The sequence below is a fragment of the Phaeobacter sp. CAU 1743 genome (assembly GCF_039839315.1).
Taxonomy (GTDB): Bacteria; Pseudomonadota; Alphaproteobacteria; order Rhodobacterales; family Rhodobacteraceae; genus Phycobacter; species Phycobacter gallaeciensis_A.
Genome location: NZ_JBDOQR010000017.1, coordinates 13708 through 35063 on the forward strand (window position 1 = coordinate 13708; position 21356 = coordinate 35063).

18 protein-coding genes are annotated in these 21356 nt (G+C 63.3%); 11 read left to right on the forward strand and 7 right to left on the reverse strand.

Features of this window, described 5'->3' with window-relative positions:
* Positions 1–64 precede the first annotated feature (64 nt).
* From AAFO90_RS08820 to dapD, 3 genes are all read left to right on the forward strand, one after another.
* Complete coding sequence (locus tag AAFO90_RS08820; RefSeq protein ID WP_347509162.1) at positions 65–994, forward strand: threonine/serine dehydratase; 930 nt, start codon at positions 65–67, stop codon at positions 992–994.
* A gap of 38 nt (positions 995–1032) precedes the next feature.
* Positions 1033–1632 (forward strand): GntR family transcriptional regulator, encoded by a 600-nt coding sequence (locus tag AAFO90_RS08825; RefSeq protein WP_347509163.1) that lies wholly within the window; start codon positions 1033–1035, stop codon positions 1630–1632.
* Between the two features lie 108 nt (positions 1633–1740).
* The gene (dapD, locus tag AAFO90_RS08830) at positions 1741–2568 is read left to right on the forward strand and encodes a 2,3,4,5-tetrahydropyridine-2,6-dicarboxylate N-succinyltransferase (protein WP_347509164.1); all 828 of its coding nucleotides are present in this window, start codon (positions 1741–1743) and stop codon (positions 2566–2568) included.
* Positions 2569–2623: 55 nt separating this feature from the next.
* Here dapD and hutU read toward each other — a convergent pair whose 3' ends face one another.
* Genes hutU through hutI form a run of 4 tightly spaced genes read right to left on the reverse strand, consistent with a single transcriptional unit; the run spans position 2624 to position 7801 of the window.
* Positions 2624–4291 carry a urocanate hydratase gene (gene hutU, locus AAFO90_RS08835; RefSeq protein ID WP_274835451.1) on the reverse strand — a complete coding sequence of 556 codons (1668 nt, stop codon included), beginning with the start codon at positions 4289–4291 and terminating at the stop codon, positions 2624–2626.
* The gene (hutG, locus tag AAFO90_RS08840; RefSeq protein WP_347509165.1) at positions 4288–5070 is read right to left on the reverse strand and encodes an N-formylglutamate deformylase; all 783 of its coding nucleotides are present in this window, start codon (positions 5068–5070) and stop codon (positions 4288–4290) included. The genes hutU and hutG overlap by 4 nt, the downstream gene beginning before the upstream one ends.
* The gene (gene hutH / locus AAFO90_RS08845) at positions 5067–6590 is read right to left on the reverse strand and encodes a histidine ammonia-lyase (protein WP_347509166.1); all 1524 of its coding nucleotides are present in this window, start codon (positions 6588–6590) and stop codon (positions 5067–5069) included. The genes hutG and hutH overlap by 4 nt, the downstream gene beginning before the upstream one ends.
* Positions 6587–7801, reverse strand: coding sequence for an imidazolonepropionase (gene hutI / locus AAFO90_RS08850; protein ID WP_347509167.1), 1215 nt, complete (start codon positions 7799–7801; stop codon positions 6587–6589). Before hutI ends, hutH begins: the two co-directional genes overlap by 4 nt.
* Before the next feature lie 74 nt (positions 7802–7875).
* Here hutI and AAFO90_RS08855 point away from each other — a divergent pair, with 74 nt between their 5' ends.
* Positions 7876–9243 (forward strand): formimidoylglutamate deiminase, encoded by a 1368-nt coding sequence (locus tag AAFO90_RS08855; RefSeq protein WP_347509168.1) that lies wholly within the window; start codon positions 7876–7878, stop codon positions 9241–9243.
* A 77-nt stretch (positions 9244–9320) separates the two neighbouring features.
* Positions 9321–10022 carry a GntR family transcriptional regulator gene (locus tag AAFO90_RS08860; protein ID WP_347509169.1) on the forward strand — a complete coding sequence of 234 codons (702 nt, stop codon included), beginning with the start codon at positions 9321–9323 and terminating at the stop codon, positions 10020–10022.
* A gap of 15 nt (positions 10023–10037) precedes the next feature.
* On the opposite strand, the gene AAFO90_RS08865 is transcribed toward AAFO90_RS08860, so the two are convergent.
* Positions 10038–11609: a choice-of-anchor L domain-containing protein gene (locus tag AAFO90_RS08865; protein WP_347509170.1), complete on the reverse strand. Its 1572-nt coding sequence runs from the start codon at positions 11607–11609 to the stop codon at positions 10038–10040.
* Between the two features lie 186 nt (positions 11610–11795).
* Between AAFO90_RS08865 and AAFO90_RS08870 the strand changes: the two genes are divergently transcribed.
* Positions 11796–12143 carry a hypothetical protein gene (locus tag AAFO90_RS08870; RefSeq protein ID WP_065273666.1) on the forward strand — a complete coding sequence of 116 codons (348 nt, stop codon included), beginning with the start codon at positions 11796–11798 and terminating at the stop codon, positions 12141–12143.
* Between the two features lie 21 nt (positions 12144–12164).
* On the opposite strand, the gene AAFO90_RS08875 is transcribed toward AAFO90_RS08870, so the two are convergent.
* Together AAFO90_RS08875 and AAFO90_RS08880 are read right to left on the reverse strand one after the other, a co-directional pair.
* Complete coding sequence (locus tag AAFO90_RS08875; protein WP_347509212.1) at positions 12165–13154, reverse strand: transporter substrate-binding domain-containing protein; 990 nt, start codon at positions 13152–13154, stop codon at positions 12165–12167.
* A 207-nt stretch (positions 13155–13361) separates the two neighbouring features.
* On the reverse strand, positions 13362–14933 hold the full coding sequence (locus AAFO90_RS08880; RefSeq protein WP_347509171.1) for a Hint domain-containing protein: 1572 nt from the start codon (positions 14931–14933) through the stop codon (positions 13362–13364).
* 364 nt (positions 14934–15297) lie between these two features.
* On the opposite strand from AAFO90_RS08880, the gene dapE reads away from it, so the two are divergent.
* The 5 genes from dapE to AAFO90_RS08905 all read left to right on the forward strand — a co-directional run bounded on the left by dapE (position 15298) and on the right by AAFO90_RS08905 (position 21305).
* Positions 15298–16443, forward strand: a complete 1146-nt coding sequence (gene dapE / locus AAFO90_RS08885; protein ID WP_347509172.1) for a succinyl-diaminopimelate desuccinylase — start codon at positions 15298–15300, stop codon at positions 16441–16443.
* Positions 16440–16865 carry a GNAT family N-acetyltransferase gene (locus tag AAFO90_RS08890; protein WP_347509173.1) on the forward strand — a complete coding sequence of 142 codons (426 nt, stop codon included), beginning with the start codon at positions 16440–16442 and terminating at the stop codon, positions 16863–16865. The genes dapE and AAFO90_RS08890 overlap by 4 nt, the downstream gene beginning before the upstream one ends.
* Before the next feature lies 1 nt (position 16866).
* On the forward strand, positions 16867–17487 hold the full coding sequence (locus tag AAFO90_RS08895) for a TIGR04282 family arsenosugar biosynthesis glycosyltransferase (protein WP_347509174.1): 621 nt from the start codon (positions 16867–16869) through the stop codon (positions 17485–17487).
* A 50-nt stretch (positions 17488–17537) separates the two neighbouring features.
* A complete protein-coding gene (gene rnr / locus AAFO90_RS08900) occupies positions 17538–19823 on the forward strand; it encodes a ribonuclease R (protein WP_347509175.1) in 2286 nt (761 codons plus the stop codon).
* A 132-nt stretch (positions 19824–19955) separates the two neighbouring features.
* Positions 19956–21305: a lytic murein transglycosylase gene (locus AAFO90_RS08905; protein WP_347509176.1), complete on the forward strand. Its 1350-nt coding sequence runs from the start codon at positions 19956–19958 to the stop codon at positions 21303–21305.
* The last annotated feature ends 51 nt before the right edge of the window (positions 21306–21356 follow it).

Genomic DNA, 21356 nt, shown 5'->3' on the forward strand with positions numbered 1-21356 from the left:
CGCCCCTTGCACCCGGAGCGAACTGGCGTAGTCTCCCGCCGAAAGACAAGAAAAGGCGGACGACATGGATTGGACAGGCGATATCGCAGCAGCGGCAGAGCGCATTCGGGACCACGTGCAGGTGACCCCCGTGTTGCAGACGAAAGGGTTTGATCTGGACCGGCCGATCGAGCTGAAGCTTGAACACATGCAGCACACCGGCAGCTTCAAGGCGCGTGGCGCCTTCAACACCCTGCTCAGCTGTGATGTTCCAGATGCAGGCATCGTCGCAGCCTCGGGCGGGAACCACGGCGCGGCAGTGGCCTATGCCGCCAGCAAACTGGGTCATCGCGCCCGCATCTACGTGCCCGAGATGGCAGGCCCCGCGAAAATTTCACTGATCCGCGACACCGGCGCCGATCTTCAGGTGGTGCCCGGCGCCTATGCCAATGCGCTGGAACTGGCGCAGGCCTATGAACAGGAAACAGGCGCCATGCAGGTGCATGCCTATGATGCGCCCGGCACCGTGGCCGGTCAGGGCACCTGTTTCGCCGAATGGCAGGATCAGGGACTGGAAGCCGACACCGTGGTGATCGCGGTCGGCGGTGGCGGGCTGATCGCCGGCGCACTGGCCTGGTTCAATGGCACCAAGAAGATCGTCGCGGTCGAACCTCACACCTCCTGCGCGCTCAATGCCGCCCTTGCCGCCGGGGCACCAATCGATGTTGAGGTTTCAGGCGTCGCCGCCAACGCGCTTGGCGCCAAACGCATTGGGTCGATCTGCTATGATCTGGCACAGGCGCGCGGCGTCACATCGGTCACGGTTCCGGACGAGGCCATCACCCGCGCGCAGTATGCCCTGTGGCGCGAGCGGCGCATCCTGACCGAACCGGCGGGCGCAACCGCACTGGCGGCGCTGATGTCCGGCGCCTACCAGCCTGACCCCGGCGAACGTGTGGCTGTGCTGGTCTGTGGTGGCAATATCGCCCCAGATCCGCTTCAGCCGCAGGGCTAAGGCTTGCGGCAGGGCCAAAGGCACCCTATCGCAGGGCCATGACCGCCACGATCGCAGACAGGATCTATAGTGCGCTGAGCGAGCGCATCGTCACCGGGCAATTGCCCGCGGGCGAAAAGCTGCGTCAGGACCACATCGCCCGCGAATTCGACACCAGCCATGTGCCAGTGCGCGAGGCGCTGTTGCGGCTTGAGGCGCACGGGCTGGCACGGTCAGAGCCGCGCCGGGGCACCCGCGTCAGCGCGCTGGATCCAGCCGAGATCCGCGAGGTGATCGAAATGCGGGTGGCGCTGGAGGTGCTGGCGCTGACCCATGCCTTTCCCCGGCTGAGCGATACGGACATCGAGGCTGCGGACAACGCCCGCATCGCCTGCGACGAGGCCGAGGACATGGCCAGCTGGGAACGGCTCAACCGGCAGTTCCACCGCATCATCTTGGCGCCCTGCGGGATGCCGCGGCTGCTGGCCTCGATCGACGATTTGCATATCGCAGCGGCGCGGCACCTGTTTGCCAACTGGCAGCACCAGTGGCGGCAGCGCGCCGACAAGGACCACGCCGCCATCGTGCAGGCGATGATGCGCCGCGATGCGGCAGCGGCCTGCGAAATCCTGCGCCGCCACCTGCGCCGGGTGCGATAGATCGTCTGAGGACGCTCAAAGCCGCTGTTTCACCGCAATCCGCACATGACCTTCCTCCCGAATACCGCTATGAAAGCGCGAAACGACATTCTTGCCGGAGATACACGCATGTCCAACGCACAGCTGGAAACCGCAATCGAAGCCGCCTGGGAGGCTCGTGACACCATCACCCCCGCCACCACCGGTGAAACCCGCGAAGCGATCGAGGATACGCTTAACGCGCTCGACAGCGGCAGCTTGCGCGTGGCCGAAAAGCTGGAGAATGGCGACTGGCACGTGAACCAGTGGGCGAAGAAAGCCGTGCTGCTGGGCTTCCGCATCAAGGACATGGAAATCCAGTCCGGCGGCCCGCAGGGCTCTGGCTGGTGGGACAAGGTCGACAGCAAATTCCTGGGCTGGGGCGAAAACCAGTGGAAGGCCGCAGGCTTCCGCGCCGTGCCGAACTGCATCGTGCGCAAATCCGCCTTTATCGCGCCGGGCGTGGTCCTGATGCCCTCTTTCGTGAACCTCGGCGCCTACGTCGATGAGGGCACCATGGTCGACACCTGGGCCACCGTCGGCTCCTGCGCGCAGATTGGCAAGAACGTTCACCTGTCGGGCGGCGTCGGCATCGGCGGCGTTCTGGAACCCATGCAGGCCGGCCCGACCATCATCGAGGACAACTGCTTCATCGGCGCCCGCTCCGAGGTGGTCGAAGGCTGCATCGTGCGCGAAGGCTCGGTGCTGGGCATGGGCGTCTACATCGGCAAGTCGACCAAGATCGTCGACCGTGAAACCGGAGAAGTCATGTACGGCGAAGTGCCACCCTATTCGGTGGTCGTTTCCGGCTCCATGCCGTCGAAGAACGGCATCAACCTTTACTGTGCGGTAATCGTGAAGCGCGTCGATGCGCAGACCCGCTCCAAGACCGGCATCAACGAGCTGCTGCGCGACTGATCCCGGCCTTGACTGGCACTGTTTGAAACGCGCCCCCTCCGGGGCGCGTTTTTCGTTACAGGATACCCGGCAGGTTCAGCTGGTGCTCACGCGCGCAGTCCTTGGCGATCTCATATCCCGCATCTGCGTGGCGCATGACGCCGGTGGCCGGATCGTTCCACAGCACCCGTGCGATACGGCGGTCGGCGTCCTCGCTGCCATCGCAGCAGATCACCACGCCGGAGTGCTGCGAAAAGCCCATGCCAACCCCGCCGCCATGGTGCAGCGACACCCAGGTCGCCCCCGAGGCGGTATTGAGCAGCGCATTCAGCAGCGGCCAGTCCGACACCGCGTCGGATCCATCCATCATCGCCTCCGTCTCGCGATTGGGCGAGGCGACCGAGCCGCTGTCGAGGTGATCGCGGCCGATGACGACCGGCGCCGACAACTCGCCATTGCGAACCATCTCGTTGAAGGCCAGCCCGGCCCGATGCCGGTCGCCAAGGCCGATCCAGCAGATCCGCGCAGGCAGGCCCTGAAAGGCGATCCGCTCCTCTGCCATATCCAGCCAGCGATGCAGGCCTTCGTTCTCGGGGAACAGCTCTTTCATCTTGGCGTCGGTCTTGCGGATATCCTCGGGATCGCCCGACAGGGCGCACCAGCGGAAGGGACCAATGCCCCGGCAGAACAGCGGGCGGATATAGGCAGGCACGAAACCGGGGAAGTCAAAGGCGTTTTCCAGCCCCTCCTCCAGCGCCATCTGGCGGATGTTGTTACCGTAATCGACGGTGGGAATGCCCATCGCGTGGAACTGGCACATCGCCTCCACCTGCACCTTCATCGAGGCACGGGCGGCCTTTTCCACCGCTTTAGGGTCTGTTTCTCGCTTCTGCTTCCACTCGCCCATGGTCCAGCCCTGCGGCAGGTAACCGTTTACGGGGTCATGGGCCGACGTCTGGTCGGTCACCAGATCGGGGCGGATGCCGCGGGCAACCAACTCGGCAAAGACATCCGCCGCATTGCCCAGAAGGCCAACGGATTTTGCCTCTCCGGCGGCAGTCCAGCGGTCGATCATCGCCAGGGCCTCGTCCAGGGTCTCGGCCTTCTCGTCGAGGTATTTCGTGCGCAGGCGAAAATCGATGCTGTCGGGGTTGCATTCCACCGCCAGACAGCAGGCACCCGCAAAAACCGCCGCCAAAGGCTGAGCCCCGCCCATACCGCCAAGGCCGCCGGTCAGGATCCACTTGCCACGCATATCGCCGCCATAGTGCTGACGACCTGCCTCGGCAAAGGTTTCATAGGTGCCCTGCACGATGCCTTGGGTGCCGATGTAGATCCAGGACCCGGCGGTCATCTGGCCGTACATCATCAGCCCCTTTTTATCGAGTTCGTTGAAATGGTCCCAATTCGCCCAATGCGGCACAAGGTTCGAGTTGGCGATCAACACGCGCGGCGCATCCTTGTGGGTCTGGAAGACGCCAACTGGTTTGCCCGATTGCACCAGCAGGGTCTGATCTTCTTCGAGCGCGCGCAGGTTGTCGACGATCAGGTCGAAGTCCTTCCAGGTCCGCGCGGCGCGGCCAATGCCGCCATAAACCACCAGCTCGTGCGGGTTTTCGGCGACGTCGGGATGCAGGTTGTTCATCAGCATCCGAAGCGGCGCCTCGGTCAGCCAGCTTTTTGCGCTGATCTCGGGGCCGGTGGGGGGATAGATATCGCGGTTGTTCTTGCGGGGATCGCTCATGTCGGCCTCCAGGTTTTCAGATCGGTCAGAATGCGGCTCAGATGCGCCCGCAGCCGGTCAGCGCGGGCGTTGTCATAGGTCCAGGGCGCCTGTTTAAGGCAATAGCAGCGCTGCGCCAGTTCCATCTGGATCGCATGCAGGCCTTCTACAGGGCGACCATAGTGGCGGGTGGTCCAGCCACCTTTGAAGCGCCCGTTCAGGATCGCGGTGTAGCCTTCTGCTGCCTCGCAATGGGCCAGGGTCAGCGCCTCGATCGCCGGATCGCAGGTCGTGCCCATATTGGTGCCCACGTTGAAATCCGGCAGCGGCCCGTCAAAGAGGAAGGGAATTTCGCCCCGGATCGAATGGCAGTCATAGAGAATGGCAAAGCCGTGCTGTGCCCTGACCCGCTCCAGCTCTGCCGCAAGCGCGGCGTGATAGGGCGCATGATAGGCGTCGCGGCGGCGGGCAATCTCTGCTTCGTCCGGCTCCGCCCCTGCCATCCAGATCGGGCGACCGTCAAAATCGGTCAGCGGCACCAGCGTCGTGGTGTTCTGTCCGGGATAAAGGCTCACTCCCGCCGGATCGCGATTCACGTCGATGGCATAACGATGGACCGGGGTGCGTACCGTGGTGACCCCCTCCACCAGCCCGGCGTAAAGGTCGTGAATATGCCAGTCGGTATCGGCCAGTGCCCGGCCCACCTCGTTCAGCCCCGCCCGGATGCCCTCCGGGACGTCGGTGCCGGTATGCGGCAGTCCCAGCACCAAAGGGGAAGAGCCACGGGTAACCTCGATCATCGCACCACCTCGGTTCCGGCGGCCCGGGCGATGTCACCGCTGCGGATCATGGCGCTGGCGGCCTCAATCTCGGGGGCGAGGTAGCGATCTTCGGCGAGCGGCGGGATCTCCGCCCGCAGCGCCTGCAGCACCTCCGTCAGCCGGTCAGAGGTCACCAACGGCGCCCGCGCCTCCACCCCTTGGGCGGCGCAGAGCAATTCGACGCCAAGGATCACAGACAGATTCGCGTTCATCCGCCCCAGCCGCAGTGCACCATGGGCGGCCATCGACACGTGATCTTCCTGATTGGCAGAGGTAGGGGTGGAATCGGTGACACAGGGATTGGCGAGATGCTTGTTCTCGCTCATCAGGGCCGCCGTCGTGACCTCGGCAATCATGAAACCGGAATTGAGCCCCGGATCGGGGGTCAGGAAGGGCGGCAGGTCAAAGGACAGCGACGGATCCACCATCAGCGCCACACGGCGCTGCGCGATGGCACCGATCTCCGCCACAGCGAGGGCAATCTGATCAGCGGCGAAGCCAACGTATTCGGCGTGGAAGTTGCCGCCCGACACGATCTTTCCGGCCTCGACCAGCACCAGCGGATTGTCGGTGACGGCGTTTGCCTCGATCTCCAGCGTTGCGGCAGCCATCCGCAGCACGTCCAGCGCCGCGCCCAGCACCTGCGGCTGACAGCGGATGCAATAGGGATCCTGCACACGGCTGTCGCCATCGCGATGGCTTTCACGGATCTCGCTGCCACTCATGATGGCGCGCATCTCGCGGGCCACGTCGATCTGTCCGGCATGCCCCCTGAGTGCGTGAATATCCGCGATCAGCGGCGCGGTGGACCCCATGATCGCATCCGTTGTCAGCGCCGCCACCACGATGGAGGCTTCGGCCAGACGCCAGGCATCAAACAATCCGGCAAGAGCGCAGGCGGTGGAAAACTGGGTGCCGTTGATCAGGCCCAGCCCTTCCTTTGGCCCCAGAACGATCGGCTCCAGCCCCGCCAGTTCCAGCGCCCTGGCGCCGGGCATGCGCGCCCCGTCATAGGTGGCCTCGCCTTCGCCGATCATCACCGCCGCCATATGCGCCAGCGGTGCCAAATCGCCCGAGGCGCCGACAGAGCCTTGCGAGGGCACAACGGGAATGACCCCGCATGCCAGCATAGCCTCGATCTGGGCGATCACCGCCCAGCGCACACCGGAGGCGCCCCGTCCCATCGAGAGCAGTTTGAGCGCCATCATCAAGCGGGTGCGGTCTGCAGGCAGCGGATCGCCGACACCGCAGCAATGGCTGAGGATCAGATTGCGTTGCAGCGTGGCGGTGTCTTCCGGCGCGATCCGGGTCGAGGCGAGTTTGCCAAATCCTGTGTTGATGCCATAGATCGGCGCATCAGCCGCTGCGGCCTCTGCCACCATCCGGGCCGCAGCCTCGACAGCGGAGCGCGCCGCCGGGTCCAGCCGGACCGGGGTGTCAGAGCGATACAGGGTTTCGAGCGTTTGCAGCGTCACCGCGCCCGGGGTCATCTCAATCATGGTCTGCCTTCGAAAATACATGCGTGGAGCGGGTTGAAACCGATGCGATAGGACAGCTCGGCCGGGCGACTGACGTTCCAGATTGCCAGATCGGCGCGCAGGCCCGCTGCGATGCGGCCCCGGTCCGAAAGGCCCAGCGCCTGGGCCGCGTGGCAGGTCACCCCGGCCAGTGTCTCTTCCGGGGTCATGCGGAACAGGGTGCAACCCATGTTCATCGCCATCAGGAGCGAGGTCATCGGCGAGGAACCGGGATTGCAGTCCGTTGCCAGCGCCATCGGCACGCCGTGGTCACGAAACAGCGCGATGGGCGGCGCCTGGGTTTCCCGGATCGTGTAATAGGCACCGGGCAGGATGGTCGCGACGCTGCCTGCCCCGGCCATTGCCGCAGCATCCGCCGCATTGGCATATTCAAGGTGATCGACCGACAGCGCCCCATAACGCGCGGCCAGCGCGGTGCCGCCCTGATGGCTCAGCTGCTCGGCGTGCAGCTTGACCGGCAGGCCCAGTTCCTGCGCGCAGGCAAAGACCTGTTCGATCTCTGCCGGGGAGAAAGCGATGTTTTCGCAGAACCCGTCCACCGCATCGACCAGCCCTTCATCATGGGCCGCGCGCAGGGTGGGCAGGCAGGCCTCCTGCAGATAGGCCCCGGCGCGGCCGCTGTATTCCGGCGGCACGGCGTGGGCGCCCAGAAAGGTCGTGATGACTGTCACCGGACGCATCTGCCCCAACCGACGGGCCGCGCGCAGCATTGTCAGCTCAGCCTCGCGGTCCAGCCCATAGCCGGATTTGATTTCGACCGTGGTGATCCCTTCGGCGATCAACGAATCCAGACGCGGCAGGGCGCTCGCAACCAATTCCTGTTCTGACGCGGCGCGAGTGGCCGAAACGGTCGAGACGATGCCGCCCCCGGCACGGGCGAGTTCTTCGTAGGATGCGCCGTTCAGACGCATTTCGAACTCCTGCGCCCGGTCACCACCGAATACCAGGTGGGTATGGCAGTCGATCAACGCGGGCGTCAGCAGCCGCCCTTCGAGATCCTGCCGGTCCCAGTCTGCGTAGGTATCAGGCAGGTCTGCCTCGGCTCCGATCCAGTCGATCAGGCCATCCTTGATGGCGACAGCCGCTGCGGGAATCAGCCCATAAGGCGCGTCCCCCTCCACCAGCGTGGCAGCAGGTCCTCCGGTCAGCACGTATCGGGATACGTCAGTCATCAGCCCCTCACAAAGTTCTTGATGCAGGATTGATATGAGCATATTCATATTATGTCTATACATAAGGTGATCAGATGCAGACAATTTTTGCACGGCAGGCCCGCACCCCATCGGGATGGGTTCAGAACGTCCGGCTGAGGATTGAGAATGGAGCCATTGCAAAGATCACCGCCAATGCGACGCCCGGCGATGGGGATACCTGCGTCGACACGCTGCTGCCGGGGCTGGCCAACCTGCACTCGCATAGTTTTCAGCGGGCGATGGCGGGGATGAGCGAATACCGCGCCGCCGAGCAGGACAGTTTCTGGACATGGCGACAGCTGATGTATCGCTTTCTCGACCACCTCAGCCCTGAGCAGTATCAGGCCATCGCTGCGCTGACTTTCATGGAGATGCTTGAGGCCGGGTACACCGCCGTGGGTGAGTTCCACTATGTCCACCACCAACCCGGCGGCACCCTCTATGACGACCCTGCGGAGTTGAGCAATCGGGTCTTTGCCGCCGCTGGCGAGACCGGTATCGGCCTGACGCATCTGCCGGTTTTGTATTCCTATGGCGGGGCTGGGCAGCAGCCTCTGACAGGTGGGCAATTGCGGTTCGGCAATTCGGTGGACGGGTTTGCCGATCTTGTGGCGCAGGTTCGCAGAAATGCTGACCGAAACCTGCCCGCCGACACCCGCGTTGGCATCGCTCCGCACTCCTTGCGCGCCACCAGCCCCGAAGATCTGGCAGAGGTCCTGAAGATCCAAGACGGCGCGCCGGTCCATATCCATATCGCCGAACAACCCGCCGAGGTGAAGGACATCCAAGACTGGCTGGGCGCTCGTCCTGTCGAATGGCTGCTGAACAACGCGCCAGTGGGCAAGGACTGGTGCCTGATCCACGCCACCCATATGACCGAGGCGGAAACCCGGGTATTGGCCACATCGGGCGCGGTTGCGGGGCTTTGTCCGATCACCGAAGCAAATCTGGGCGATGGCCCCTTCAATGGGGCGGAATATCTGGCCCATGGCGGGCGCTTCGGGATCGGATCGGATTCCAATATCCGCATCGCCCTGCCCGAAGAGCTGCGCCAGCTGGAGTATTCCCAGCGCTTGCGCGATCTGGCCCGCAACGTGATGACCCCGGGACCGGGATCCGTCGGTGACACCCTGTATCTGGGCGCCGCCCGGGGCGGGGCGCAGGCGCTGGGCCGCGCCGCCGGACAGATCGAAACCGGGGCGCTGGCCGATCTTATTGCCGTCGACACCTCTCTGCCTGCTCTCTGTGCGCTGACGCCCGAACAACTGCTGGACGGTCTGTGCTTCGCCGCAGGTGACGGCGCCATCACCGATGTCTGGAGCGCCGGACGTCATCAGGTGAAACAAGGGCGCCACGTGGGCCGGGAGCAGATTTTGGCTGCCTTCCGCGACACAGTGCAGTCCTTGCGCGCCGCACTCTGACCGCGCGACTTTACAAAACGCGCCCGGGCGCCGAGAACGGATCGACCCTTTCGCCACAACCAGCAGCAGGACAGCCGGTGCAGCCACAAAAGAAAACCAGTTTTCAGGATATCCGGGACGAGGTGCTGCGCCGCATTCAGGACCGGGTTTGGGATCAGGGTGCCCTACTCCCCACTGAACAGGAGTTGTCCGAGGAATTCGGCTGCGCCCGCGCCACGGTGAACCGCGCGCTGCGCGAACTGGCCGAGCGGGGTATCATCGACCGCAAGCGCAAGAGCGGCACGCGCGTTGCCATCGCGCCGGTGAAACAGGCGCGGCTGGAAATCACCGTGACCCGCCAGCAGGTCGAGGACATGAATGCGGTGTATCGCTACTGGCTGGTCAGCCGTGCCGCCGTGCCCGCGCCGGGGTGGCTGTCCTCGCAGATGGGGCTGATGGCGGGGGCAGAGGTCCTGCATCTGCAATGCATGCATTACGCCGACAACAGCCCCTTTCAGTTCGAGGACCGCTGGATCAATATCGACGCGGTGCCGGATGTCGCGGAGGCTGATTTTTCGCAGACCGGGCCGAATGAATGGCTGCTGTCACGGGTCCCCTTTTCCAATGCTGAAATCACCCTGTCCTCGGTGGCGGCGGATGCGGCGCTGGCCGGGTTCCTTGGCACGCAAGAGGGCACGCCGCTGTTCCTCATGGAACGGGCAACCTGGTTTCAGGAGCAGCCGGTGACCTTTGTTAGGATGCATTTTCACCCGGGCTACCGGATGCGCACCCAGTACTGATCCAGCACCTGAACCTTAGCCAGCCTTCAGCAGTAGCTGGCTTTCGTATCCTTTCAGCGCCGGACGGGCAGAAGGGCCGTAGGCGGACCAGTCGCCGCCGATGAGGTGCAGGATCTCGGCCCGCGTTTCACCATCAAAACTGGCAGCGGTTTCAAGGCCGGGATGATAGCTTTCGCTCTCCAACCCGTTGCCCCGGATGATCTCGTGCCGGTCAAACAGCAGGTGCACATAGGTCACCGGGCCGCCATCACGGCGCATGCGGATACTGTCGCCGTTGACCAGATCCTTGGCCTTGACCAGAACCTGCGGCGCACCAAACAACAGCTCTGCCCGATCCGAGGACACAAGAACCCGGTGGCAGGGCGACAGCTCTAGCGCAGCATGATCGCCCAGCGCGCCTGCGGCCAGGACAACCGGCGCATCGGCGCCCTCTGCGCGACGGTGGCTGCGGCCGATCCAGCGCAGCGGCTGCAATCCATTGTCACGGGTATGGATCAAGGTGCCCGGCTCCAGCTTCTCCACCGGCTGCGGTCCCGCAGCGGTATCAATCAGCGTCCCGGCCACGAAACAGGGGACCGTGGTCATTTTCACCAGACCCGTGTCGGTATTCCCCAGCCCATCGGCAACCGTATAGGTAAAAGTCGTGGTCTCGGGATCGTCGACATCATCCTGCGCGGCAATGTCAAAGGTGCCATCGTCATTCAGGGTGATGCGCTGGCCGCCTGACAGGGTGACGGTGCTGCCCGCCACCACCGGCTGGCCGTTGATATGGGTGATGGTCAGCGTCGTGCCGGGCGTGTGGCTGTCATTGGCCAGCACATCCAGCGTGTCCGAACTGCCCTCATCCAGCGTGATTGCGTCATCCCCTGCCACCAGCGCGGTCTGGATAGAGTCCCCAGCGATCAGCAGGTTGGAATCGTATTTATCATCACCCGCATCCGCGATGCCGATCTTGATCGAGTTCACCTGCCCCGGCTTGACCGGCGCGGTCAGCGTCAACGTGATGGTGAAGCCGTCCATTTCGGTATTGTAGGTGTCGTCATGCTGGTTGTTATCGACATAAAGATCCTGGTTCGATCCATCGTTGATATTGTCGATAGAAATGTCACCGCTGCCGATCGTCAGCTCGGCCTGCTCGCCGTTGACCCAAACCCCGACCGCGTCGTTGAACCCCTTGTTGACGTACTCCAAATACTCTTCCGAGGAGAACACGAACTGCATGGTCAGCGTCGAGCCCGCCGGAATAAAATTCGCCTCGAACACCGCCGCATCATAGGTCTGCATACCCGCCAGATCGGTCAGGTCGGAATCGCCCGCTTCTCCGTGGCGCGTCGTGGTCCGCGAGCTGGTGTTCACGTCACCGCTGCTGTTGGTCACATCCGTCACATTGCCAGTCGACAGGATCACGCCGGTGTCCGAGGGGGTGATCTCGGAGGCAACCGTGTCGCCATCCGAATAGATGCCTGAGGCGTCTTTGGCGCCTGTGTAGCTAGCATTGAGAACGGTAATTCCGCTGCCGAACATCGCATCCGCCATCTGCGCCGCAGAGGCTGAGGTATCGACGGGCAACTCGGATGCAATGGGCATAAGATCGGTCCTGAAAAAGCATGAGCAAAACAGAAAATCGGCCCGGCGCGTGAGAACCGGCCCCGCCTCCCTTAGCAGACCCGGAGTTGAGGATCGGTAAACCAGCGCAAATGACAACCGCGCAGACCACTTCTGCAGGCTCTAAGACGATTGACCGCGCAGCGCGCCCCGCGTATGGCCTGCGCCATGGAAAAGAAGAAACCCTCCCGCCAGCAGGTCTATACGCTGCTGGTTCAGATTGGCCGCAAAGAAGGCGACGGGCTGCCCGATGGCGCCTCGGGCGCTGCGCTGATGGTCTATGCCTCCGGCGTGGATGAAGCCGAAGCCGTGCGTGAAACGGTGGCGATCCTGAAACAGGCCGACACCGCGCCGCTGGATGTGACCGGATATGGCACCCTGGCCGAGCGCGAAGCCGAAGGTCACGAGATCGGTGAGGAAGAGCGCGAGTTGATGGACCGCGCACTGGCGGAGAACGCCGTCATCGTCGCTCAGATGACGCCGTTCTTTGACGGGGAAGAACCCACCATCCACTGAACGCGTACCCGGGGATCCAGATCACCTCGATCCGCCGAACCAGCGTTTATAAAGCTGATCATAGGTGCCGTCTTCTTGCAGCGCCAAGAGGGCGCGGTTGGCTTCTTCCGTGTGTTCTGAGCCCTGCGGGAACAGAAGACCGTAATTCTCCCGCAGGAAAGCAGACCCGATGGTGCGCCCGTGGGCCTCGCCTTCGTGTGTGACGTAGTAATTCAGCACCGGCGCGTCAAAGACCACCGCGTCGATCTTGCGCCCCTCAAAAGCTTCGATCAGCTCTTCCAGTCCCGGGTAGCCATAGAAATCGATATCCCGCCGCTGCAGGAATCCCGATGCCGTGGATCCCTCGATTGTGCCGACCCGCTGGCCATAAAGGTCATTGACCGAATTCACCTTGCCGGTGATCGCCTCGACCGTCATCGCCGTGGTGATCTTTGCGACAAAGACCGACACCACGAACAGCGATGAAATCACCAGCAGCACCCCGAACAGGCGACCGATAGGAGTGCGAGGCACCCGCTCTTCAAAACCGCCATTCACCACCAAATTCAACGCCCACCAGAAGGACGGAAACCAGGCCTCTTTCAGCGGTCGGTCGAAATAGGGCTGGGCGCGGCGTTCGAATGTCCACATCAGCATGCCACCCCCGAACAGCAGTAGGAACGCCAGACCGATGGCAATCGCCAGATCCCAGGACAGCATGGCCCGCCACAGCGACGGTGCCCGCACGTCCTCGGCATGCACCATGATCTGCAGCCCGCTTTCGAACACTGGCTGGCTGAAATCCATTTCGGTTTCGCGCGCCGCCGTGATCGAGATATTGGCCGCAGCCATATCCACCGTGCCGTTGCGCACGCCCTCCAGCATCTCGGCAAAGGTCTCGGTCCGGTTGATCTCGTAGTTCCAGCCCAGACGCTCGGCCATCGCCTCCACCAGTTCGATGGAGAACCCGGTATCAACCCCATTTTCGACCATCGAAAACGGCGGACGCGTCACGGTGTTGACCGTCAGCATCTGGGCCAGGCTAACCTGTCCCCAGAGGGTAAACACCAGCAAAAGAAGATAACGGAGGAAAGACACGTCGAAATCACGACCCTGGATTAAGGAAATCAGAAATGTCTTAGGCGGTATAAAAGCATCACGCAAGCGTGATGCCGCGCGCTCCCCTCGGGTCATGCTCTGCCCTGCCCAATGGCGCGGCACAGGAGGCAGACTTCTTGCTCAGCCGATCTGCATAGCCGACAGCAAACGCCCCTCAGCCCCGGACAGGGCCCGCCGGGCCGCAGGTCCATAACCGGTGCCGGTTTCCGGGTCCAACTCGGGGAACAGGGCGCAGATTTCATCCAGCACCCTCCGTTCGAACAGGTTCGGGGTTTCCGGACCGGGCAGGAAGCTTTCGCTGGGCAGATCCTCAGAATAGATCACCTGATGGCGGTCGAACATCAGGTGGACATACTCCACCTCGCGGCAGGGAGAGGGCCGGACCGTTCTGTCATTGATCAGATCCCGCGCCGCCACCAGAACCTCGGGTTCGCCAAACAGCAGTTCCGCCGCAGCGCCGCGCACCAGCACCCGGTGCTGCGGAGAGACGGACAATGTCCGGTGCGCGCCAAAGCTGCCCGCAGCAATCCGTACCGGTGCCAATTCCCCGGTCCCGGCAACCCGGCGCGATCCGGTCCAGCGCACCGGTTGCGGCCCGTCATCGCGGGTCATGACCAGATCCCCGGGCATCAGGCTCTCGACCGGCACTTCGCCGCGCGGGGTGCGGATCAGCGTCCCCGCAACAAAGCAGGGGATCGAAGTCGCATTCACCACCCCGGTATCTGAATTGGTCCCGTTGCTGACGGTATAGGTGAAGGTGAAATCCTCCACGTCGCCATCCCCGACCAAGGTCAGCGTGCCATCACCGTTCAGCTCGACCGTCTGTCCAGTGCTCAGCGTCACCAGCGATCCTGCTGTGACCGCGACACCATTCAGATGGGTAATCGTCAGCGTGCTGCCCGACACATTTGTATCGTTGGCCAGCACATCGATCGTCTTGCTGCCGTCGGCCTGCACGTGCGCCAGATCCGTCTGCGCCACCAGATCTGTCTGGATCGAATCCCCAGCGATCAGAAGGTTACTATCGTATTTGTTGTCGCCCACATCGGCGATACCGATGCGCAGAGTGTTCACCTCATCCGGGTTGACCACCATCGTCAGCGTCATGGTGAGCGTCAGCCCGTCCATTTCGGTGTTATAGGCATCGCCGGTATTGTCGAGATAGAGGTTCTGATTGTTGGTAGAACTGATGTTGTCCGGATTGGCCGTACTGCTGCCAACCTCCAACTGCACCTGTTCGCCATTGACCCAAACGGACACCACATCCTGATAGATCGAATCCTGGTATTCCGGAAATTCCTCTGAGGAGAAGATGAACTGCATCGTCATCACTTCGCCATCCGGAATGAAACTCACATCCAGATAGGAGGCATCATAGGTCCGCGCGCCGGCAGCCGCATTAAAGTCGGCGTTGTCGTTCTCACCGCTGGTATTGGTGGACTGGTTGGCCCGCTGGTTCGCCTCGCCGCTAGAATTGGTGTAGTCATCCGCGCGGCCCGTCGACAGGATCACCCCCGTATCGCCCGGCGTTGCAGCGGGGGCTATTGTATCGCCGCCCGAGTAGATTGCAGAGGAACGACTGTCGCCGGAATAGCTCGCGCTGACCACCGTGACGCCGGTGCCAAAGATCTCTTCCGCCATCTGATCGGCAGACACCGCCAGATTGTAGTTCAGTTCAGACGCTGCCACCATTGCCCTGCCCTCACTCATAACGATGAGACAGACCATCCGCCGCATTGAAACGCCTTTTCGGCGCCATGCGGGGTAAAGACCCTTCCGGGTCCTGTTTTCCGGGATGCAGTGGCCACATGGACCTGTACTGCGCGTTGGTGACCTGCCTCAGGTCTTCTTGGTTAATGGATTATTAACACGATTCTTTTTGCCTGTCCCCGCCTCTGAAGGGGGTACACAAAATGACCTTTTTTGCGCCACGTTTCGCCCCCTCTCCGCCCTTTCACAGTCCCATGACCTGCCCCCTTGGCGACCTTCTGGCGGTTTGCACCTTGCCGGGATCCACGCTAGGCCATGACAAACCGGAATTTCAGGAGCCCACCGCATGTCCCCGACCGATCCCGCCCGCCTGACCGCCGATCTGATCCGCTGCCCGTCGGTCACCCCTGAAGAGGGCGGCGCGCTGGAGCTGCTGGAACAGCTTCTAAGCGCAGCAGGCTTTGACTGCGCCCGGGCAGACCGCGGCGGGATCAGCAACCTGTTTGCCCGCTGGGGTGCAAAAGGCCACGCCCGCACCTTTGGCTTCAACGGTCACACCGATGTGGTGCCCGTGGGCGATGAAGCGGCCTGGACCGTCGATCCTTTTGGCGCCGAGGAAAAAGACGGCATCCTTTATGGCCGGGGCGCCACCGACATGAAATCGGGCGTTGCCGCCTTTGCCGCTGCTGCCATCGATTTTGTGCAGACCACCCGGCCCGACGGCGCCGTCATCCTGACCATCACCGGCGATGAAGAAGGCGATGCGCTGGACGGCACCACCGCGCTGCTGGACTATATGCAGGAACAGGGGGAGGCCATGTCGGTCTGCCTGGTAGGAGAGCCCACCTGCCCCAACACCATGGGCGAGATGATCAAGATCGGGCGCCGCGGATCGCTGTCGGCATGGTTCACCGTGACCGGTAAACAGGGCCACTCCGCCTATCCGCACCGGGCCAACAATCCGCTGAGCGCCATGGCGCGGCTGATGGACCGTCTCGCCAGTCACGAGCTGGATCAGGGCACCGAGCATTTCGACGCCTCGACGCTCGCGGTTGTCACCATCGACACCGGCAACCCGGCGACCAACGTGATCCCGACGCAAAGCCGCGCCACCGTGAACATCCGCTTCAACGATGCCCACAGCGGCGCCAGCCTGACGGAATGGCTGCGGGCAGAGGCCGACAAGGTCGAAGCCGAGTTCGGCACCACCATCGACATGCAGGTCAAGATTTCCGGCGAAAGCTTCATAACGCCGCCGGGCGCGCTCTCCGATCTGGTCTCAACCGCAGTGGCGGCGGAAACCGGTGTCACGCCGGAGCTGTCCACCACAGGCGGCACCTCGGACGCGCGCTTTGTCAAATCGCACTGCCCGGTGGTGGAGTTCGGCCTCGTGGGCAAGACCATGCATCAGGTGGATGAAAACGTCGAAATAGCCCAAATTCACCAGCTGAAAGCCATCTATTCCCGCATCCTGAAAGACTATTTCGCATGACGGCGCAGATTGCGGTCACCGAGGACCGCGAGGCCTGTTTTCGCCTGCGGTTCGACGTTTTCGTCACGGAACAGGGCGTACCTGTCGAGGAAGAGATCGACGCGCTGGATGATGCGGCAACGCATCTTCTGGCCACGCAGGATGGACAGCCCATCGGCACCGCCCGCATCGTCTTTGCCGGTGACACCGCCAAGATCGGGCGGGTTTGCGTCACACAGGCTGGCCGGGGAACCGGTCTAGGCAAGGCGCTGATCGAAAAGGCGGTGGAGATCGCCCGCCAGACACCCGGTATGTCCCGCGCCAAGCTGGGCGCCCAGCTGCACGCCCTCGGCTTTTATGAAAAGCTGGGCTTCACAGCCACCGGCCCCGTCTATGATGACGCCGGGATCGACCACCGTGATATGGTTCTGGACCTGAACTAAGATGAAACGCCAAACCCTTGTCATCATGATCAAGGAACCGCGCCCGGGCAGGGTCAAAACGCGGCTGGGACAGGGGATCGGCGTGATCCCCGCCACCTGGTGGTTCCGGCATCAATCGGCCCGATTGATCCGATCCTTGCGCGATCCACGCTGGCAGATCGTTCTGGCGGTGGCCCCGGACCGGGCCGTCACCTCCCGCGTCTGGCGCGCTGATCTGCCGCGTCTGCGGCAAGGCGGCGGCGATCTGGGACAGCGCATGAAGCGGATGCTCAAGGCGGCGTGCTCTGTCCCGGTCGATAGGCTAGGCCGCGCCCCGGTGCACGGTCCTGTCTGCCTGATCGGCGCCGACATTCCCGGCATCACCCGCGCCCATATCGCCCGTGCCTTTGCCGCGCTGGGGTACTCGGATGCGGTGTTCGGCCCAGCCACCGATGGCGGCTACTGGCTGGTCGGAGCAAAACACCCGGCCCGCCTGCCGCAAACCCTGTTTCAGAACGTGCGCTGGTCCAGCGAGCACGCGCTGGCCGATTCTGTCGCGACGCTTCCGGGGTGGCGCATTGCGCAAACAGACATCCTGAACGACGTGGACACGGCAGCAGATCTGCGCCAAAGCCGCAGCTGACCCGCTCTTTTCATCATGACCTTGTCTTCGGGTCATGATACGCGGGGGATATGACCCGTATCCCCTCCAAGGCCGAAATCCTCGACTGGATTTCCGCCCACCCGACCCAGAACTCGAAACGCGACATTGCCAAGGCCTTTGGCATCAAGGGGGCTGACCGTATCGACCTCAAGCGCGTATTGAAGGAACTGGAGGCCGAAGGGCACCTGGAGAAGCGCAGGAAAACCTACCGCGATCCAGAACAATTGCCGCCCGTCACCATCCTGACGGTCAAACGTCCGGACCGGGACGGCGATCTGTTTGGCCGCCCGATGGAATGGCATGGCGAAGGGGTGGAACCCATTATCCTTCTGATGCCGCGCGCCTCGGATCCCGCATTGGGGGAAGGCGACCGGATCCTGGCCCGGCTGACCGCCGTCAAAGGCGAGGATCACAATTACGAAGCCCGGCTGATCCGCCGTATCGGTACCAACCCCAAACGGGTGCTTGGCGTCTTTCGCACCGGTGCCGAAGGGGGCCGGATCGTTCCGATCGACAAATCCAGCTCGACCGAATGGAGCGTGGCGCCGGATGCAACGGGCGGCGCCAAGGATGGTGAACTGGTCGAGGCCGAACAGGCCGGTCCCAAGACCCGTCTGGGCCTGCCGCGCGCGCGCGTCGTCGAACGTCTGGGCGACCCATCAGCGCCCAAGGCGGTATCGCTGATCGCGATCCACCAGCACGGCATTCCTGACCAATTCCCCGATCAGGTGATGGCCGAGGCGGACGCCGCCAAACCCATTGGCCTGAAAGGACGCGAAGACCTGCGCGACCTGCCGCTGATCACCATCGACCCGGTGGATGCGCGCGACCGCGACGATGCCTGTTTCGCCGAGGCCGACACCGATCCCAAGAACCCCGGCGGCCATGTGATCTGGGTCGCGATTGCCGATGTGGCCGCCTATGTGCGCCCCGGCTCCGCATTGGACCGCGAGGCGCGCAAACGGGGCAACTCCAGCTATTTCCCCGACCGCGTGGTGCCGATGCTGCCGGACCGGCTGTCGGGCGATTTGTGCTCGCTGCATGAAAACGTGCCGCGCGCCTCTGTGGTGGTGCGCATGCAGGTCGATGCGGAGGGCAACAAGGTCGGCCATCGCTTCATGCGGGCGCTGATCAACTCCAGCGCCGCGCTCAGCTATCAGGAAGTGCAGGACGCCATGGACGGGCGCCCCAGCGAGAAGACCGCGCCCCTTCTGGAGGACGTGATCAAGCCGCTTTACGCCGCCTATCGCGCCCTGACCAAGGCCCGCGCCGCGCGTCAGCCGCTGGATCTGGATCTGCCGGAACGGCGCATCGTGTTGGATGACGACGGCCAGGTCGCCTCGGTCAATTTCCGTGACCGGCTGGAGGCGCACCGACTGATCGAGGAATTCATGGTGCTTGCCAATGTCGCGGCTGCCGAGACCCTGATCAAGAAACGCACCCCGCTGGTGTTCCGCGTCCACGAAGAACCGGCGCCGGAGAAGCTGGAAGCGCTGCGCGAAACAGCGCAGGCGGCAGGTCTGAACCTCGCCAAGGGACAGGTGCTGCAAACCCGGCATCTGAACGCGCTGCTCAATGCGGCGGCGGGCACGGACGATGCAGAGCTGATCAATATCTCGACCCTGCGGTCGATGCAGCAGGCCTATTACAACCCTGAAAACTTTGGCCATTTCGGGCTGGCCCTTCGCAACTACGCGCATTTCACATCCCCCATCCGGCGCTATGCGGATCTGATCGTGCACCGGGCGCTGATTACCGCCCATGGCTGGGGGCCGGACAATGGCAAGGATGGTCTCACCCCCGATGAAATCGAGCGGCTGGACGACACCGCCACTCATATTTCCGAGACCGAGCGCCGCTCGATGATCGCGGAACGTGACACCACGGACCGCTATCTGGCGGCCTACCTGTCGGAACGGGTCGGCAATGAATTTACCGGCCGGATCAGCGGCATTGCTCGGTTCGGCGCCTTCGTGAAACTGGATGAAACCCATGCCGACGGGCTGGTGCCCGTGCGCACTATCGGACGCGAGTTCTTCCATTTCGATGCTGATGCCGGGACGCTGATGGGGGCCGATACCGGTCTCACGCTTGCCATCGGTCAGCGCGTCACCGTCAGGCTGACACAGGCCGCGCCGGTCACCGGCGGTTTGGAGCTGGAGCTGTTGTCGATCGAGGATCAGGCCCTGCCCAAAGGTGGCAGTGGGCGCGGGCGACGCAGCCCGGCGGGCCGCACCGTCAAACGCAAGGCGGCAAAATCCAAACACAAGGCCGCCAAGACCAAGCGCAAAGTCGAACGCAAACGCCGCAAGTAAAAGCGGCCAATAGATCCGGCCTGCTACGCCGGTTCGGCGGCGCCTTGCGCGCCTGCCGATTGCACCCTTTTGCGATGGACCTGCAATGATTACATTCAAACTGAGCAGACACTGAACCAAGGTAGTATTCCCATGCGGATCTGGATGAAGGCGGCAGCCCTTGCCGCGACCGGCGCAGTTGCAGCACAGGCCGGACCCGACGAATCCCTGCGCCCCCCTGAGCGCCCGGTCGAACGCGGCGCCCCGGCGGCGGCTGATGGCTCTTACCAGCTGGCGGCGGCGATCTCGTTGCGCCCCCTGAGCCGCCCCAGCGGGCTGGCACCAGACATCGTTCAGGACGATCAGGTGGTGCCGGTCGCCGCCAACAGTGGCTTTCAGGCCTGGATCAACGGATTCCGGCGCCGTGCCATGGCACAGGGGATCTCCTCTTCGACCCTGAACCGCGCCTTTCGCGGGGTGGAGTATGACAACGACGTCATTCGCCGCGACCGTAACCAGTCCGAGTTCACCAAGACGATCTGGGAATACCTAGACAGCGCCGTCTCGGACTCCCGGGTCAAGAACGGCAAAAAGGCCCTACGTGAACAGCGGCGGCGGCTGAACCGGATCGAAGCCACCTATGGCGTCGACAAGGAGGTCGTGGTCGCCGTCTGGGGCATGGAAAGCAACTATGGCAACCACCGCGGCAATATGAACGTCATTCAATCGCTGGCGACGCTGGCCTACGACGGTCGCCGCGGGCGGTTCTTTGAAAAGCAGCTGATCGCGGCGCTGAAGATCCTGCAATCGGGCGACGTCGCCCCGCGCAAGATGACCGGCAGCTGGGCCGGGGCCATGGGGCACACCCAGTTCATACCCACCTCCTATCTGGCCTATGCTGTGGATTTCACTGGCGATGGCAAACGCGACATCTGGTCGGAAGACCCCTCTGATGCGCTGGCCTCGACCGCCGCTTATCTGAAGCGGTTCGGCTGGGTCAAAGGCCAGCCCTGGGGCGTCGAAGTGCAGCTACCGCGCGGGTTCAACTATGGTCTGGCCAGCCGGTCGGTGAAGAAACCCCCCGCGGAATGGGCCCGGCTGGGTGTCGTTGGAACCAACGGGCGCGCCGTTCCCAACCATGGCACGGCCTCGATCCTGCTGCCCGCCGGCGGGAATGGCGCCGCCTTCATGATCTTCAAGAATTTCTCGGTCATCGAGCGCTATAACGCTGCCGATGCCTATGTGATTGGGGTGGGGCACCTGTCCGACCGCATCGCAGGCGGACCGGCGATCCAGGCGAAATGGCCGCGCGGCGACCGCTCCTTGAATTTCCGGGAACGCAAGGAGCTGCAGCAGCGCCTGTCGCGGGCCGGTTTCAACACTGGTGGCGTCGATGGGAAGATCGGCCCCAAGACGCTGGCCGCGATCCGCAGCTATCAGGCCTCCAAAGGTCTGATCCCGGATGGCTATGCCTCGCTCAAACTGCTGCGCCGCCTGCGCTGAGCCACACCTCACGACAAGCAAAAGAAAAGGCCCCGCATCCTCTGCGGGGCC